Below are 14,110 nucleotides of genomic sequence, written 5' to 3'. Positions count from 1 at the left end.
TTTGCCTTCGGCGTTCTTGGACATCTCCTGGTCGTCCAGCGTCAGATAGCCCTCACCGTCCGCACCGAAGTCGACGTCCACCGTGCCGGTGATCGGATCGCCTTCCTTGACGGAAGCTGCGTCAGCTGCCGCACTGATCGTCGGTACGTCGTCCACGATGGTCACGGTGATGGTGCTGCCCTCCTCGGTGCCGTCCGCGTCCGTCACGGTCACGGCAAGGTCATGGGAAACATTGTCCATGCCGATGCCGTCGTGCTCCGTGGTGTTGCCGGTAAGCTCGTAGGTGAACTTCAGCTCGCCCGTGGCTGCGTCGAAGTCCGTCACGGTGAGGACGCCTTCATCCGTGGAAACCTTATTGCCCGTAAGCGCGCCGTTTTCAAACACGGTCACGCCGCCGATGACGATGCCGGCCACGCCGTCGGGCGCACTGATGCTCAGCGAGCCTTCGGCCGTGGTGGGCGCGCCGGCCTGCCCGGCCTGAGAGCCGTCGTCAAGACCGGACTCGTACACCGTCACCACTTCCGATTCCGCAGACGGGTCGGAAGGCGTCACCACGACGCCGTTGTCCACGCCGTTGATGGTGATGAGCACGGAACCCGTGGCAACGTCGCCGTCCGCATCCTTGTAGGTGTACGTGAACTCTTCCGTCAGCGTTTCGTCCTTGGAAAGCGCCTTCACCACCGCATTGTCGTTGTCGAGCGTGTAGCTGTAGGTGCCGTCTTCGTTCAGCGTGATTGTACCGTACTGGCCCTGCTGCGCAGGGTTCGTCCACGCAAAGTCCGCGCCGTCCGCACCGGCTGCAGAGCCTGCAAGGGCGTCGCCATTGATGGCAGTGCTGCTTCCTTCCGTCACGTCGTGCCCGAAGCTCTCGATGGTGGGCACGTCGTCGGTGATCTCGACACGGATCACAGCCGAGCCGCTGTCGCCGTCCCTGTCCGTCACCACGACTTCCATTTCGTGGGCGATGGCATCGTTTTCGCCGCCACCCTCCTTGCCGTGTTCCTGGGTGGCCTTGTCCAGCGTATAGGTATAGGTCAGGTTCGTGCCGTCAAAGCCGGTCACGTCCAGGTGCCCCTCATCCGTCTGGACGGGATTGCCCGTCAGGACGCCGTTCTGCCAGACGACGACGCCGCCGATGGTGATGGTCGCCACGCCGTCAGGGGCGGAGACGCTCATGCTGCCGTCGGCCGTCGCGGAGCCCCCGCCGCTGCCGCCATCCAGGGCGGATTCGTCCACCTGGAGCACATCGTGCGGCATGGTCGGCGGGAAATCTTCTCCCTGGACGGGGATGTCCGGATCATCAGGATCCGTGCCGGGAGCGGACGGCGTCACGGTCACGCCGTGGTCGTCCTCATAATAAGGGCTCGGCTCCACCGTATCTGTGGCCAGTTGCACGCCGCCGTCGAAGCCGATGTCCAGACGCCCCAGATGATCGAGGCCGTCCAGCAGGTCGCTGCCGCCGTATTCGTTGTAGCGGCCGCTGCGCGAGGCGCTGCTGCCGGCAGCGGGGCCGGCGGCGGGCATCAGGTCTTCACCAAGGGCCGCGAAGAAATCCTGGCCGCTGATCTCCACACCTTCCACCTGGAACGAAGGCATCTCTTCCTTGGAATACGTGGTGTAGAAATCCTGCAACTGGATGGAAGCGCCATCCTCGAACGTCAGGACGAGGTTGTCGCCGCTGCGGGTCAGCGTCGCGGCATCCGCAGGAAAATCAAAGATGAAGCGCCCGTCAGGAGCGCTGGGGACGGTCTGCGTGGTACCAGCAGCAGGCTTGGCAAGACGGATATCGGCCATGAGGGACCCCCGGAGAAAAAATGGTATCTTTCAAAAAATAGGTAAACGTCAAAAGCCCTGCACCAACACATGGTCAGGACAGGGCTCGGCTCTGCAAGGCACGCTCAGGGAGCGTCCGGCGAAAGGCAGGGGGAAGACATAAAAAAATCCTGCCATGCCAGATGATTGCATATACTTTGCCCCTGTAAGGAACACGATGACGCAAATCCCTGGAATCAGGCAGGAACGCTACAGGCCATCCATCAATGACAGCCAGTTGCGAATAAATACTATTTTTTGATACCCCTGTCAATATCTGCCTCTCGATAGAGAGACAGCGTTCCCCGCCGGCACATCCTGTCCCGCATGCTGTGAGATCCCTTCCCTCCCCTTCCCTGACGCTCCTCTCCAAGGGGCACGACAAAAAAAGGAGACCTCCCGGCCCTAGTGGGGCAGGAAGGTCTCCTTGTATCACAGCGTCATACTGTCAGGACAGGCCTAGAACAGACCGGTCACCTGGCCGGATTCCAGATCCACGTCCACATTGCGGAAGGCAGGACGCGAACCCGTACCGGGCATGAGGCTGATGTCGCCGGCCACCGGCACCACCAGGCCCGCACCGCCATAGAACAGGCAGTCGCGCACATGCAGGCGCCAGCCCGTGGGCGCCCCCTTGAGGGCCGGATTGTCGGACAGGGAGTACTGGGTCTTGACCATGCAGATGCCCAGCTCTTCGGCGTCGGGACGGGCCTGCAGTTCCTTGATGCGCTGCTTGGCCAGCGAGGAGAATTCCACGCCGTCGGCGCCGTAGACTTCCTTGGCGATGGTCTCGATGCGCTGCTCGAAGGGCATGGACCAGTCGTACAGGGGGGCGAAGTTGTTGGGCTCGTTGCAGGCGTCCATAACGGCATCGGCCAGTTCCAGGGCACCGTCGCCGCCCTTGAGCCAATGCTCGGACAGGGCCACGCGGGCACCGGCTTCTTCACAGATGCGGCGAATGGCGGCGATCTCGTTCTTGCTGTCGGTGGCGAAGGCGTTGATGCAGACCACGGGCGACACGCCGGAACGGCGCACGATGCCGATGTGGCGCAGCAGGTTCACGCAGCCGGCTTCCACCAGGCCCACGTCTTCGCGGGTGTAGGGCTCGGGCAGCGGGCGGCCGGGCATGGGAGGCTGGGCGCCGCCGTGGTTCTTGAGGGCGCGCACCGTGGCCACGATGACGGCGGCATCGGGCTTGAGGCCGCTCATGTGGCACTTGACGTTCCAGAACTTTTCGTAACCGATCTCGGAACCGAAGCCGGATTCCGTCACATGGATGTCGCTGAGCTTGAGGGCCACGCGGTCGGCGATGATGGAACTCTGGCCCAGGGCGATGTTGCCGAAGGGACCGGCGTGCACCAGCACGGGCTGGCCTTCGATGGTCTGGATCAGGTTGGGCTTGCTGGCTTCCAGCAGCCAGGCCATCATGGCGCCGTCCACTTCCAGATCGGCGGTGGTCACGGGATTGCCGGCGCGGTCAAAGGCCAGCACCACGCGCGACAGGCGCTTGCGCAGGTCGGGCAGGTCACGGGCCAGGGACATGATGGACATGATCTCCGAAGCGGCCGTGATGTCGAAGCGCGAGCGCATCATGAAACCGTCGTTGCGGCGGCCGTCGCCTTCGATGCCGATGATGACGTTACGCAGGGCCTGGCAACAGAAGTCCATGGCCCAGCCCATGCCCACGCGGGTGGGGTCGATGTTGAGGCGGCGCATGCCGGACAGGCGTTCCAGCTTTTCGTCGTCATAGTTGCGCTCGTGCTGCATGCGCGAGGTCAGGGCCACCATGGCCAGGTTGTGGGCCGAGGTGATGGCGTGGATGTCGCCGGTGAAATTCAGGGAATACGGGGTCAGCGGGATGCACTGGGCCAGGCCGCCGCCCGCGGCGGAGCCCTTCATGCCCATGGTGGGGCCGCCCGAAGGCTGGCGGATGGCCGCCGTGGTCTTGACACCACGCTTGGAGAGGCCCTGCACCAGACCGATGGTGGTGGTGGACTTGCCTTCGCCCAGCGGGGTCGGCGTGATGGCGGTCACGTCCACATACTTGCCATTGGGCCTGTCAGCCAGACGGCGCAGCACCGCCTGTTGCTCGATCTTGCCCATATAGTGGCCGTAAGGCAGCAGCTCGTCCTTCTCAAGCCCCAGCTCGGCAGCCAGGGTTTCCACAGTTTTCATAGATTTTTCGGCATCCTGGGCGATCTGCCAGTCAGGGTGCTTGGTGGGATCAAGAGCCATGGCTTCTCCTTTTTTGTTTGCCTGTTACTTACCCTTTTACAGGGCTTTGGGTCAAGCGGATGCCTGCCTTCGGCTTGCCTTTGCATGCCATCTGCAGCATGCTTTGCGGATGGAGAAACCCCAGCCCTTTCTTTTGCGCTGCACGCACGGCCGGCTGGCCCTGGAATTGCGCCTGTTGCCCGCCGGGCAGGACTGGCAATTGCTGCTGACCGGCGGCGATGCCCACATCGGCGCCGTGATCCTGGCCGAGCCCGCAGACGCCACGCCCCCGGGTGCCCCGGAGGCAGCCCCTGCCCAGGCCGCCGGACAGACTGCGGCCACGCCTGCCACCGCCGGGACGAAAGATGGCGTGCGTCTGCATGTCCTGCGCCGCACAGGGCACCACGACGACAAGGCCGCCCTGCCGCTGGCCCGGGACTACTGCCGTGCGCTGAAGTCCACGGTATGCGTCAGCGCGGGCATCCACTATGACCATATCAGCCGCGAGGAGATCGACACGGTCCTGGCCCTGGCCCGCATGCTGGGCGCCTGCGGCCTGCGTCGTCTCCGGAGGCTACAGGAGAACGACCATGCTGACAGTGAAAGATCTTGAAGAATTTGAGAACTACATGCGCTCCGGCGAGCTGGAAACAGATTTCAAGGACGGCTGCGAGAACGACCGCTATTACCTGCTGGAGCTGCTGGAAAAATTCATGGATGTGGCCGAACTGGCCGACGAGACGGCCACCAAGGTCATCTTCCGTGGCCAGATAGGCCTGCTGGCCGGTGCGGGAGCCGCGCCGCAAGAGGAAGGCGGGAAGAAGTAGCGCAGAAATGTTGTTGAGGGGAGGGGAGCCCCCTCGCCTAGCGCGAGAGGGGTCCCCCCTCCCCTCAAACTCCCCTTCCCCTCCCCAGCGCGCTTTACTCGCGAAGGCCCCGCCTGCCAACGGCAGACGGGGCCTTCGCTATGGTCAGGATATGGTCGGAGGGGCGCCCTTTCCTGCCCTGCAGCGGGGAGCAGCAGACAGGCGGGGCTGTGACGCAGCTCCGCTTTTCCGGCCTCCTGAATAAAGCCCTTGCTGGAAGGATGAAGGCTTAGAGGGAGGGTCCTCTTTGGTTGCCAGGGCCTCCCTCCCCAAAACATCCCTTCCCGGCAATCCTGCCCTACTCCAGCATTCCGGGCAGGGTCAGGACATCGTGCATGGCCGCGCAAAGGCGTTCCACGTCCTCGCGGGGGCTCACATAAGGCGGCATCACATAGACCAGCCGGTTGAAGGGCCGGATCCAGACGCCCCGCCGCACGAAAAAGTCCTGCATGGCGGCCATGTTCACCGGCCGGGTGGTCTCCACCACACCGATGCTGCCCAGCACACGCACCTCCGCCACCTGCGACAGCTCCCGACAGGGAGCAAGGCCCGCTGTCAGGGCCGTTTCCAGCATGGGCACCTGTTCGCGCCAGCGGCCCTCCGCCAGGATGTCCAGACTGGCGCAGGCCACGGCACAGGCCAGGGCATTGCCCATGAAGGTGGGCCCGTGCATGAAGACCATGCCGTCCCGGCAGATGCCCTGGGCCACTTCTTCCGTGCAGGCCGTGGCGGCCAGCGTCATGACGCCGCCTGTCAGAGCCTTGCCGCAGCACAGGATGTCCGGGCAGACACCGGCCCGCTCCGCTGCGAACAGCGTCCCGGTACGGCCAAAGCCCGTGGCGATCTCGTCGAAGACCAGCAGGGCCCCGTGCTCACGGCACAGACGTGCCATACCGCGCAAATAGTCGGGATGATAGAACCACATGCCGCCCGCGCCCTGCACCAGCGGCTCTAGGATGACCGCCGCGATGCGGTCGCCCTGCTCCGCGAAGATGCGACGGGCATCATCCAGGCTGGCCGGGTCGAAGGGCTGGTCGAAACGGCAGGAAGGCCGTTCCATGAAGATCTGGCGCGGCAGCATATGCGTGAACAGGCAGTGCATGCCGGTCACGGGATCGCAGACCGACATGGCGCCGGTGGTATCGCCGTGATAACCGCCCCGGGGCGTGAGGAAGCAGGTGCGCTGTTTCTGGCCGATGCCCTGCTGGTATTGCAGGGCCATCTTCAGCGCCACCTCCACCGAAACGGAACCGGAATCCGCCAGAAAGACGCGCGCAAGGCCCTGCGGCAGCATGGCCAGCAGGCGTTCGCCCAGTTCCACGGCGGGCGCGTGGGTCAGGCCGCCGAACATCACATGCGGCATCCTCCCGGCCTGACGCTGGGCCGCGGCCACCAGACGCGGATGATTGTAACCGTGGATGGCCGTCCACCACGAGGACATGCCGTCCACCAGCTCCCGGCCGTCGTCCAGCACGATGCGGTTATGGTGGCTGCGCGAGGCCGCGAAGACCGGCAGCGGATCCACCACGGACGTGTACGGATGCCAGAGGATGCGTCTGTCCCGCAGCGGCAGGGGCTCTTCCGTGCCCGCAGCTGCAGCCTGACCTGTCACGGACGGTACATGCCGAGCCAGCGCGGGCAGCAGCACGGCGCAGGCATCGGCCAGCTCCTGCCATCCCGCCGCATCCAGCCGGGCCACGCGGGGCAGGACGACCACCGGCGCATCCTCGCCCCAGGCCGCCAGACGGCGCCGCAAAAATTCCGGGTTGTCGGCCAGGACGCGTTCCCGGTCATGACGTTCCCCGGCGCTCAGACCTTCCGACTCCTCCGGCGCCATCAGGATCACCGCCGCCGGATGCAGCCCCTTCAGGCGCAGGGCCTGCAGGGAAAGCAGCACATGGTTGAGCGCGCCCAGGCAATTGCTGCCCACCAGCAGGACAGGCAGATCCAGGGCCGCCATGAAGTCCAGCGTGTCTTCTTCCTCATTGATGGGCACAGCCATGCCGCCCGCCCCTTCCACCAGCAGCAGGGAGGCCTCCGTCTCCTGCCAGTGGGCCCGGACGTCCGCGGCCAAGCCGGCCACCGTCAGGCGCCGGCCCTCCTCCCCTGCCGCCAGATGCGGCGAGGCGGGCAAACAGAAACAATGCAGGGTCGCCGCAGGGGCCGGGACCAGAGGCGGAAGATCGGCCACGGCACGCGTATAGGCCACGCCGTCGGCCAGAACGGACGTCGCCAGCTGCTCCGGCCGCACGCCGGTCTGGACGGGCTTGAGGGCCTGGGCCGCCACGCCCCGGCCACGCAGGGCCCGCAGCAAGGCCGCCGTGAACGCGGTCTTGCCCACGTCCGTCCCGGTGCCGGTCACGAAAAATCCCTGCACGGCCCCCCTGCCGCCGGGAATGCCCGCTGTCATCTTTCCAGCGCTCATGGACGTGCCACCTCCAGCCCCGCGGCTTCGATCATGCGGATGTCGTCTTCCACGCCCATGCCCTGCGTGGTCAGGTAATCACCGGTCATCAGGGCATCGGCCCCGGCCCGGAACATATCGCTCTGGCGCTCCCGCAAGGTCTCGGGCCGCCCGCCGCAGATGCGCAGGCTGGCTTCGGGCAGGATATGCCGGAACAGGGCGATGATGCGCAGAGCCTCCTCCGGCTCCAGCAGGGGCTGGCCGGCCAGCGGCGTCTGCGGATGGGGATGCAGGAAATTCATGGGCACATGGCGCACGCCCAGCTCCCGCAGGCTGAAGGCAAAGTCCACCCTGTCCTCCCAGCTCTCGCCCAGGCCGAACAAGCCACCGGCACAGACAGAAAGGCCCGCTGCCTGCGCACGCAGCACCGTATCCCGCCGCTGATCCCAGAGCTGGGTGGTACAGATACGGGGGTAGTAGGCACGCGAGGTCTCCAGATTATGATGGTAACGGCGCACACCGGCCTGTTCCAGTTCACGCAGATGCTTTTCCGGCAGCCGCCCCAGTGAAGTGCACACCCGACGGCGTACGTCTTCAGGCAGATCGCGTACCACGGCCAGCAGGCAATGCAGTTCCTGTTCCTCCAGGGCGCCGCCGCTGGTCACGATGCCGATACGGCGCACGGGCCAGGCAGCCAGCCGCAGGATGCGTTCACGCAGTTCACCGGCCCCCAGGAAGGGGAAATGGGCGATGGGCGTATGGTTGTGGCTGCTCTGGGAGCAGAAGCGGCAGTCCATGCCGCAATCGCCGCTGCGGGCATTGATGATGGCGCACAGGCTGATGCACTTGCCGTGATGCTGCTCGCGCAGGGCAGCGGCGCTGTCCAGCAGGGCTTCCAGCGGCTCGTCAAGAAGACGGGCCGCCTCGGCGGGCGTGGCGGGTACGGAAAAAACAGGATGGTTCATGCGATGGATCCTTGGGGGGAATGCTTGGAACGAAGGAGACAGGCGCCGGGCAGATGCCTGTCCGGAGGGATGGGGAGCGGTCTGCTCACCCGGAAGAGCATATGGCCCTGCACCAGGGCAGCATATGCGGTTCCGGTAAAAGAAAAAACCCGCCGGGCGGCGGGTGTTTGTGCTATTGGGCCTTGCGACGCTTTTCCCACAGCTTCATGTCTTTCATCTTGCGGCGACGCTCGCGCTGCAGCGCCTTGCACACCAGAGGCGTATCTTTCTTGAAGCCCCACTTTTCGCGGTAGGCCGCGGCATCCATGCCGTGCATGGCCAGATGGCGCTTGGTGAGGATCTTGAAGGTCTTGCCGCATTCAAGACACGTTACAGATTTTTCCTTGATGGACTTGCGGGCATCCTGCTGCATGTCGGCGGAATCCAGCTCCACAGGCATTTCGCCTTCGGCAACGGTACGGATACCGGCAGCCACTTTCTGGATAAACGAAGTGATTTCTTCTTCCGACATGACGCGCACGCTGGCCTGCGCCCTGGCAATCTCCAGTGCTTCTTTCAAATAATCATCCATGGTGTACCTCATGCGTATGTCTTGCAACAGTGGAATTGCATCCCCATGTTGCACCGATTTCAGCAACTTTTTATTGGGTACAATAGACGACAGCGTTTCGTCAATAGAGGCGAAATGCAAAATCGTATATTTTTCGCCAGGATGGGCTAACGCCAGTTCATACGGTCATAGGGAGAGACCGTACCCCAGAACGCTTCATCCATGTAACGCCACTGCAATGTACCGATGTTGCGCTGCTGCATGATGCCTGCGGCAGGGACACCGGCGGTCTCGACCGCGAAGGCTTCGCGGGCACGCTGCTCAAAAGCGGCGATATAGTCGGCGCGGCCCAGCGGCAGGGCCGTGATGGAGGTGATGTCCTCGGGCAGGGGCTCGCGGTATTCCAGCACGATCTTGTCGCTGTCGAAATCGAAACGGTTGGCGAACATGCGCGCCAGCCAGCGGCGGGGCGGCTGGCCATCCTGCGCGAGGATGCGGGCCCCTTCGGGGTCTTCCAGGGGCAGGAAGGCGTCACGCTTTTCGCTGGTGACATAGGTGCAGGCCTGGAAGCTCACGCCGCCGATGGTCTCCACACCTTCATTGATGCTGAACGGGTGGCGCATGATGCCGTCCCAGTACCAGCCGTCAGGCAACTCGCCATGGGCCACGATGGCCAGCGGCGACGCGCCGTCGCCCTTGCCGTAGACCGTGATCCAGCTGTCCACGATGAGCCCGCCCATGGCGCCGGAACTTGTCAGGCGCGAGGCCCCCATCGTGCTGCCCATCAGGGGCAGCTCCCGGGCTTTGAGGGCAAGGGCGGGCTGGGACGACGAAACATAGGTATCACCCACCAGACCGCGCTGCTGCCCGGCCACACAGCCGGCCAGCATGATGACCAGACAAAGGATACTTGCCATTTTCATGTTCATGATAGCCTCCTCCTGCCGCAAGGGCAGGCAAACCTGCGGGCAGGCCCGCAGTCAAAAGCCGCCGGTCGTACCGGCTACAGGCCTTTTTTCTTCAGCTTTTCGATGAGGGTCGTCCGCTTGATGCCCAAAAGCTCCGCAGCCTGGTTCTTGACCCCGTCGGTCCGCTGCAGGGCTTCTTCGATAAGATGCATCTCCACGGCATCCAGGAATTCTTTCAGTCCCATCCCCTGGGCCTCCAGGATCCGGAGATCCGGCCAGACAAAACCGGAGGGCGGACTGCCGGCAGCCACCGCGGGCTCGCCGTTCCCGGCCCCGGAAAGGACATCAGCCTCAGGGGCATATTCTTCCACTTCCGGCAACAACGCAATATCCCCCACGCTCTGGAGCAGGCGTGCGGGCAGATCCTCCGGAGCCACGATATGGCCGTCGACCAGCACGCTCAGGCGCTCCATGACGTTCTCCAGCTCACGGACATTGCCCGGCCAGGCATAGGCCAGCAGGATGCGCTGCACGACGGGCGAAAGCTCCAGCGGCGGCCGTTCTTTCTTGCGGCAGAAGCGGCCCAGGAAATGCCGGGCCAGCAGCAGGACGTCCTGCCCCCGTTCGCGCAGGGGCGGCAGATGGATGGGGATGACGTTGAGGCGGTAATAAAGATCTTCGCGGAAGGTGCCCGCGGCCACGGCGGCTTCCAGATCCCGGTTGGTGGCCGCCACGATGCGGACGTCCACCTTGCGGCAGCCCGTGCCGCCCACGCGTTCGATCTCTTTTTCCTGCAGCACGCGCAGGATCTTGACCTGCAGACCGGGCTCCATCTCGCCTATCTCATCCAGGAAGATGGTGCCCCCGTCTGCCAGTTCGAAACGGCCGGGACGGGAACGCAGGGCGTGCGTGAAGGCGCCCTTTTCATGGCCGAAAAGTTCACTTTCCAGAAGATCGCGGGGGATGGCGCCGCAGTTGACGGGCACGAAGGGTCTGTCAGCCCTGGGACTGGCGGCATGCAGGGCCCGCACCAGCAACTCCTTGCCTGTTCCCGATTCCCCGGTTACAAGCACAGTGCTGTCCGTGGGCGCCACTTTGCCCAGGATCTTGAACACACCGGCCAGGCTGGCGCTTTGCCCGATGATTCCATTGCTCTTGAGCTCCATGAATACTCTCCACGCTCATGGCCTTTACACTGTCAATACACTGACAGACCATCAATTTCCAGTAAAAAAACAGGGATGCATCTCCCCTTTCGCGCGACTGACATGAAAGATTCCTCTGCCGCTGCCCGGCCTTACCGTTGCCCCGACCTTCCCTCCGCTCCCGTGGATGCCGTCCGTGCGGAACTTGCCGGTGCCCTGGAGCACGGCAATGCCGTCCTGAGCGCCCCTCCCGGCGCCGGGAAGAGCAGCCGCGTGCCCCTGTGGCTGCTGGAGGCCCCCTGGCTGGAGGGCAGGAAGATCCTGCTGCTGGAGCCGCGCCGGGTGGCTGCCCGGGCCCTGGCACGTTACGCCGCCCGCCTGCTGGGCGAGGACGTGGGCCAGACCGTGGGCTACCGCATGCGGCAGGAAAGCGCCGTCTCGGCCCGGACCCGGCTGGAGATCATCACCGAGGGCGTGCTGACCCGCCGCCTGCTGGCCGATCCCGAACTCTCCGGCGTGGGCTGCGTCATCTTCGACGAATTCCACGAGCGTTCCCTGCATGCCGACATGGGGCTGGCCCTTTGCCTGGAGAGCCGGGCCGTGCTCCGGCCCGACCTGCGCCTGCTGGTCATGTCCGCCACGCTGGACAGCCACAAGGTGGCCGCCCTTCTGGAGGATGCGCCGGTCATCGCCTGCGAGGGACGCCAGTTCCCTGTGGAAGAACGCTATCTGCCGCTGCCGCCCGCCGCGGCCCACAGCGGCCCCCAGGCCCTGTGGCCGCACATGGCCGATGTCATCGCCGCCCTCATGCGTCAGGAATCCGGCAGTCTGCTGGCCTTCCTGCCCGGCACGGGCGAGATCCGCCGTGTGGCCGAGCTGCTGGAGGGACGCCTGCCCGCGGATACCCGCCTTTACCCTCTTTACGGGATGCTGAGCCCGCAGGAGCAGGACGCGGCCATCGCCCCGGCGGCCGCGGGCGAGCGCAAAGTCGTCCTGGCCACGGCCATCGCCGAGACCTCCCTGACCATCGAAGGCATCCGTCTGGTGGTGGACGCAGGCCTTTCCCGCGAGAGCCGCTTCGACCCTGCCAGCGGCCTTTCCCGTCTGGAGACCGTGCGCGTCTCGCTGGCCGGGGCCCGGCAGCGGGCCGGTCGCGCCGGACGTCTGGAGCCCGGTATCTGCTGCCGCCTGTGGCAACAGGCCGAAGAACACGACTTCCGCCCCCAGCAGCGCCCGGAGATCCTGGACGCGGACCTTGCCCCGTTCTGCCTGCAACTGGCCGTGTGGGGCGCACGCAGGCCCGAAGACCTGCCCTGGCTGGATCTGCCTCCCAAGGCCCATCTGGCCGTGGCCCGGGAACAGCTGGCCGGGCTGGGGGCCATCACGCCCGGCACGGAGGAACTGCTGCCCACGCCCCTGGGCCGGCAGCTGGTGAAATTGCCCCTGCCGCCCCGGCTGGCCTGCCTGCTGCTGCGCGCCCGGGAACACGGCTACGGCGCTCTGGCGGCCTGTGTGGCCTCCCTGCTGGATGAGCGCGATCCCCTGCCGCTGGCGGATGCGTCGCTGGCCCTGCGCCTGGACCGTTTCTGTTCTCCCAGCGACAGCCATGGCTCCTTCCGCCGCCTGCGGCAATGGGCGGAGCGCATGGCCCGCCTGGCGGACATCCCCACCGGCAACGCCCCGGATGCTTCCGGGGCTTCCCTGCTGCGTACGGCGCGGCAGCAGCTGCCCCATCTGGGCGAGGTCGTGGCTCTGGCCTATCCCGAGCGGGTGGCCCTGCGCAGTGGCGAGAACAACGGCATGGCCCAGTATCTCATGCGTAACGGCAAGGCGGCCGTCCTGCCCCTGACGGACAGTCTGGCCCGACAGGAGGTGCTGGCCGTGGCCGCCGTGGATGCGGGCACGCGCGGTCGCATCCGTCTGGCCGCGGCGCTGGACCATGACGTGCTGGAAAAACTTTTCCGCGCAGAGATCACCGAAAGCGAAGACCTGAACGTCAGCCCGGAAGGACAGGTCAATGCCCGCCGTCGCCGCCGTCTGGGGGCCCTGCTGCTGGACGATGCCCCGCTGCCCCGTCCCGATGGCGACGCCTGCGCCCTGGCCCTGTGCGCGTTCGTCCGCGACCAGGGGCTGCGTGTCCTGCCCTGGGACGAGCCCGCACGACAGTGGCTGGCCCGTGTGCGTCTGCTGCACCAGACATGGGGCGACCCCTGGCCCGACCTCTCCGAAGACTGGCTGCGGGACGAGCTGGAAAACTGGCTGGCGCCCCATCTGGGCAATTGCACCGACTTGCGCCAGCTTTCCCCCGCACGACTGGCCGATGCCCTGCATTGCCTGCTGCCCTATCCTCTGCCGCGACGTCTCGAACAGCTGGCCCCCGCGCAATGGCAGGCCCCTTCCGGCAGATCCCATCCCATCGTGTATGATGCCGAAGGCGGGCCCTTCGTGGCTGCCAAGCTGCAGGAATTCTTCGGCTGCGAGGACACGCCCCACATCGCCGACGGGCGCGTGCCCCTGACCCTGCACCTGCTCTCGCCTGCCGGGCGCCCCCTGCAGATCACGCGCGACCTCGGCCACTTCTGGCGTAACGGCTATCCGCAAGTGCGTGCCGAGATGCGCGGCCGCTATCCGCGCCATCCCTGGCCCGATGACCCGCTGACCGCCCAGGCCACGGCCCGCACCAACCGCCAGCTGGCCCGCGGCAAATAGGTCGTTTTTTGGGGAAGGGGGACCCCTTTGGCTGGCGCACAAAGGGGTTCCCCCTCCCCAAGCCCCACCCCTTCCCCAAACGCGCTTTGTTCAGGAAGATAGAGGTCGCGGGAAAATACAGGCACGCCCTTCGCTCACAGTCCCCCGGCACACCATAAAAACAGGAAAAAGTGTGTGCCTGAAAACCGGAGGGATGCAGCATGTGCCGGTCGTATGGCCAAAGACACGCGATACCCGTGCGCTCCCTTCAACGCCCTATCTGCCTTTTAGAGCACGGATCCTTTCCCGCTTCCGGGAAAACAAAAGCGGGTTCCGCCGGGAGCGTCTCTCGGCACAACGCCCTCAGCGCATCCGCCCTTCCGGGCAATATCCAGCAGCACGCCATACATATCTTCCCGACCATAGCGCTTCCGGGAAGGCCGTCATTAAAGAACCCTCTCCCATCCGGCTCCATCATGCCCACCGGGGGACCGACAGTGACGGCTGCCCACCGCACCACGCGTCACTGTCAAAAAAATATATGAGCGGTTTTTGGGA

At 65.3% G+C, this 14,110-nt stretch carries 10 protein-coding genes; 3 read left to right on the top strand and 7 right to left on the bottom strand.

Annotated features, from left to right (window positions below; translation table 11 throughout):
• Together DESPIG_RS01310 and DESPIG_RS01305 are read right to left on the bottom strand one after the other, a co-directional pair.
• On the bottom strand, positions 1 to 1,794 hold a 1,794-nt coding region (locus DESPIG_RS01310), incomplete at its 3' end, for a VCBS domain-containing protein (RefSeq protein ID WP_006004040.1).
• Between the two features lie 477 nt (positions 1,795 to 2,271).
• Positions 2,272 to 4,047 (bottom strand): formate--tetrahydrofolate ligase, encoded by a 1,776-nt coding sequence (locus tag DESPIG_RS01305; protein WP_006004036.1) that lies wholly within the window; start codon positions 4,045 to 4,047, stop codon positions 2,272 to 2,274.
• A 109-nt stretch (positions 4,048 to 4,156) separates the two neighbouring features.
• On the opposite strand from DESPIG_RS01305, the gene lpdD reads away from it, so the two are divergent.
• Together lpdD and DESPIG_RS01295 are read left to right on the top strand one after the other, a co-directional pair.
• Positions 4,157 to 4,639 carry a prenylated flavin chaperone LpdD gene (lpdD, locus tag DESPIG_RS01300; protein WP_006004034.1) on the top strand — a complete coding sequence of 161 codons (483 nt, stop codon included), beginning with the start codon at positions 4,157 to 4,159 and terminating at the stop codon, positions 4,637 to 4,639.
• On the top strand, positions 4,617 to 4,853 hold the full coding sequence (locus tag DESPIG_RS01295; RefSeq protein WP_006004032.1) for a hypothetical protein: 237 nt from the start codon (positions 4,617 to 4,619) through the stop codon (positions 4,851 to 4,853). The genes lpdD and DESPIG_RS01295 overlap by 23 nt, the downstream gene beginning before the upstream one ends.
• A 337-nt stretch (positions 4,854 to 5,190) precedes the next feature.
• Here DESPIG_RS01295 and bioA read toward each other — a convergent pair whose 3' ends face one another.
• From bioA to DESPIG_RS01270, 5 genes are all read right to left on the bottom strand, one after another.
• A complete protein-coding gene (gene bioA / locus DESPIG_RS01290) occupies positions 5,191 to 7,317 on the bottom strand; it encodes an adenosylmethionine--8-amino-7-oxononanoate transaminase (RefSeq protein WP_006004028.1) in 2,127 nt (708 codons plus the stop codon).
• Entirely contained in the window at positions 7,314 to 8,261 is a 948-nt protein-coding gene (gene bioB, locus DESPIG_RS01285; RefSeq protein ID WP_006004026.1) for a biotin synthase BioB, read from the bottom strand. Before bioB ends, bioA begins: the two co-directional genes overlap by 4 nt.
• A gap of 172 nt (positions 8,262 to 8,433) precedes the next feature.
• Positions 8,434 to 8,832 (bottom strand): Ros/MucR family transcriptional regulator, encoded by a 399-nt coding sequence (locus DESPIG_RS01280; protein ID WP_040368935.1) that lies wholly within the window; start codon positions 8,830 to 8,832, stop codon positions 8,434 to 8,436.
• Between the two features lie 146 nt (positions 8,833 to 8,978).
• Positions 8,979 to 9,740: a DUF4851 domain-containing protein gene (locus DESPIG_RS01275; protein WP_040368934.1), complete on the bottom strand. Its 762-nt coding sequence runs from the start codon at positions 9,738 to 9,740 to the stop codon at positions 8,979 to 8,981.
• Positions 9,741 to 9,814: 74 nt separating this feature from the next.
• On the bottom strand, positions 9,815 to 10,885 hold the full coding sequence (locus DESPIG_RS01270; RefSeq protein WP_006004018.1) for a sigma-54 interaction domain-containing protein: 1,071 nt from the start codon (positions 10,883 to 10,885) through the stop codon (positions 9,815 to 9,817).
• A gap of 102 nt (positions 10,886 to 10,987) precedes the next feature.
• Here DESPIG_RS01270 and hrpB point away from each other — a divergent pair, with 102 nt between their 5' ends.
• Positions 10,988 to 13,573, top strand: a complete 2,586-nt coding sequence (gene hrpB / locus DESPIG_RS01265) for an ATP-dependent helicase HrpB (protein ID WP_050760230.1) — start codon at positions 10,988 to 10,990, stop codon at positions 13,571 to 13,573.
• Positions 13,574 to 14,110: the final 537 nt, after the last annotated feature.

The organism is Desulfovibrio piger ATCC 29098 (assembly GCF_000156375.1).
Taxonomy (GTDB): Bacteria; Desulfobacterota; Desulfovibrionia; order Desulfovibrionales; family Desulfovibrionaceae; genus Desulfovibrio; species Desulfovibrio piger.
The sequence above is the reverse complement of the archived record's forward strand: the minus strand, read 5'-3'. Positions and strand labels throughout refer to the sequence as shown.

What these genes read in the sequence shown, in the direction of transcription:
- DESPIG_RS01305 (WP_006004036.1), bottom strand. Translation starts at nt 4,047, where the DNA reads ATGGCTCTTGATCCCACCAAGCACCCTGACTGGCAGATCGCCCAGGAT.
- lpdD (WP_006004034.1), top strand. Translation starts at nt 4,157, where the DNA reads ATGGAGAAACCCCAGCCCTTTCTTTTGCGCTGCACGCACGGCCGGCTG.
- DESPIG_RS01295 (WP_006004032.1), top strand. Translation starts at nt 4,617, where the DNA reads ATGCTGACAGTGAAAGATCTTGAAGAATTTGAGAACTACATGCGCTCC.
- bioA (WP_006004028.1), bottom strand. Translation starts at nt 7,317, where the DNA reads ATGAGCGCTGGAAAGATGACAGCGGGCATTCCCGGCGGCAGGGGGGCC.
- bioB (WP_006004026.1), bottom strand. Translation starts at nt 8,261, where the DNA reads ATGAACCATCCTGTTTTTTCCGTACCCGCCACGCCCGCCGAGGCGGCC.
- DESPIG_RS01280 (WP_040368935.1), bottom strand. Translation starts at nt 8,832, where the DNA reads ATGGATGATTATTTGAAAGAAGCACTGGAGATTGCCAGGGCGCAGGCC.
- DESPIG_RS01275 (WP_040368934.1), bottom strand. Translation starts at nt 9,740, where the DNA reads ATGAACATGAAAATGGCAAGTATCCTTTGTCTGGTCATCATGCTGGCC.
- DESPIG_RS01270 (WP_006004018.1), bottom strand. Translation starts at nt 10,885, where the DNA reads ATGGAGCTCAAGAGCAATGGAATCATCGGGCAAAGCGCCAGCCTGGCC.
- hrpB (WP_050760230.1), top strand. Translation starts at nt 10,988, where the DNA reads ATGAAAGATTCCTCTGCCGCTGCCCGGCCTTACCGTTGCCCCGACCTT.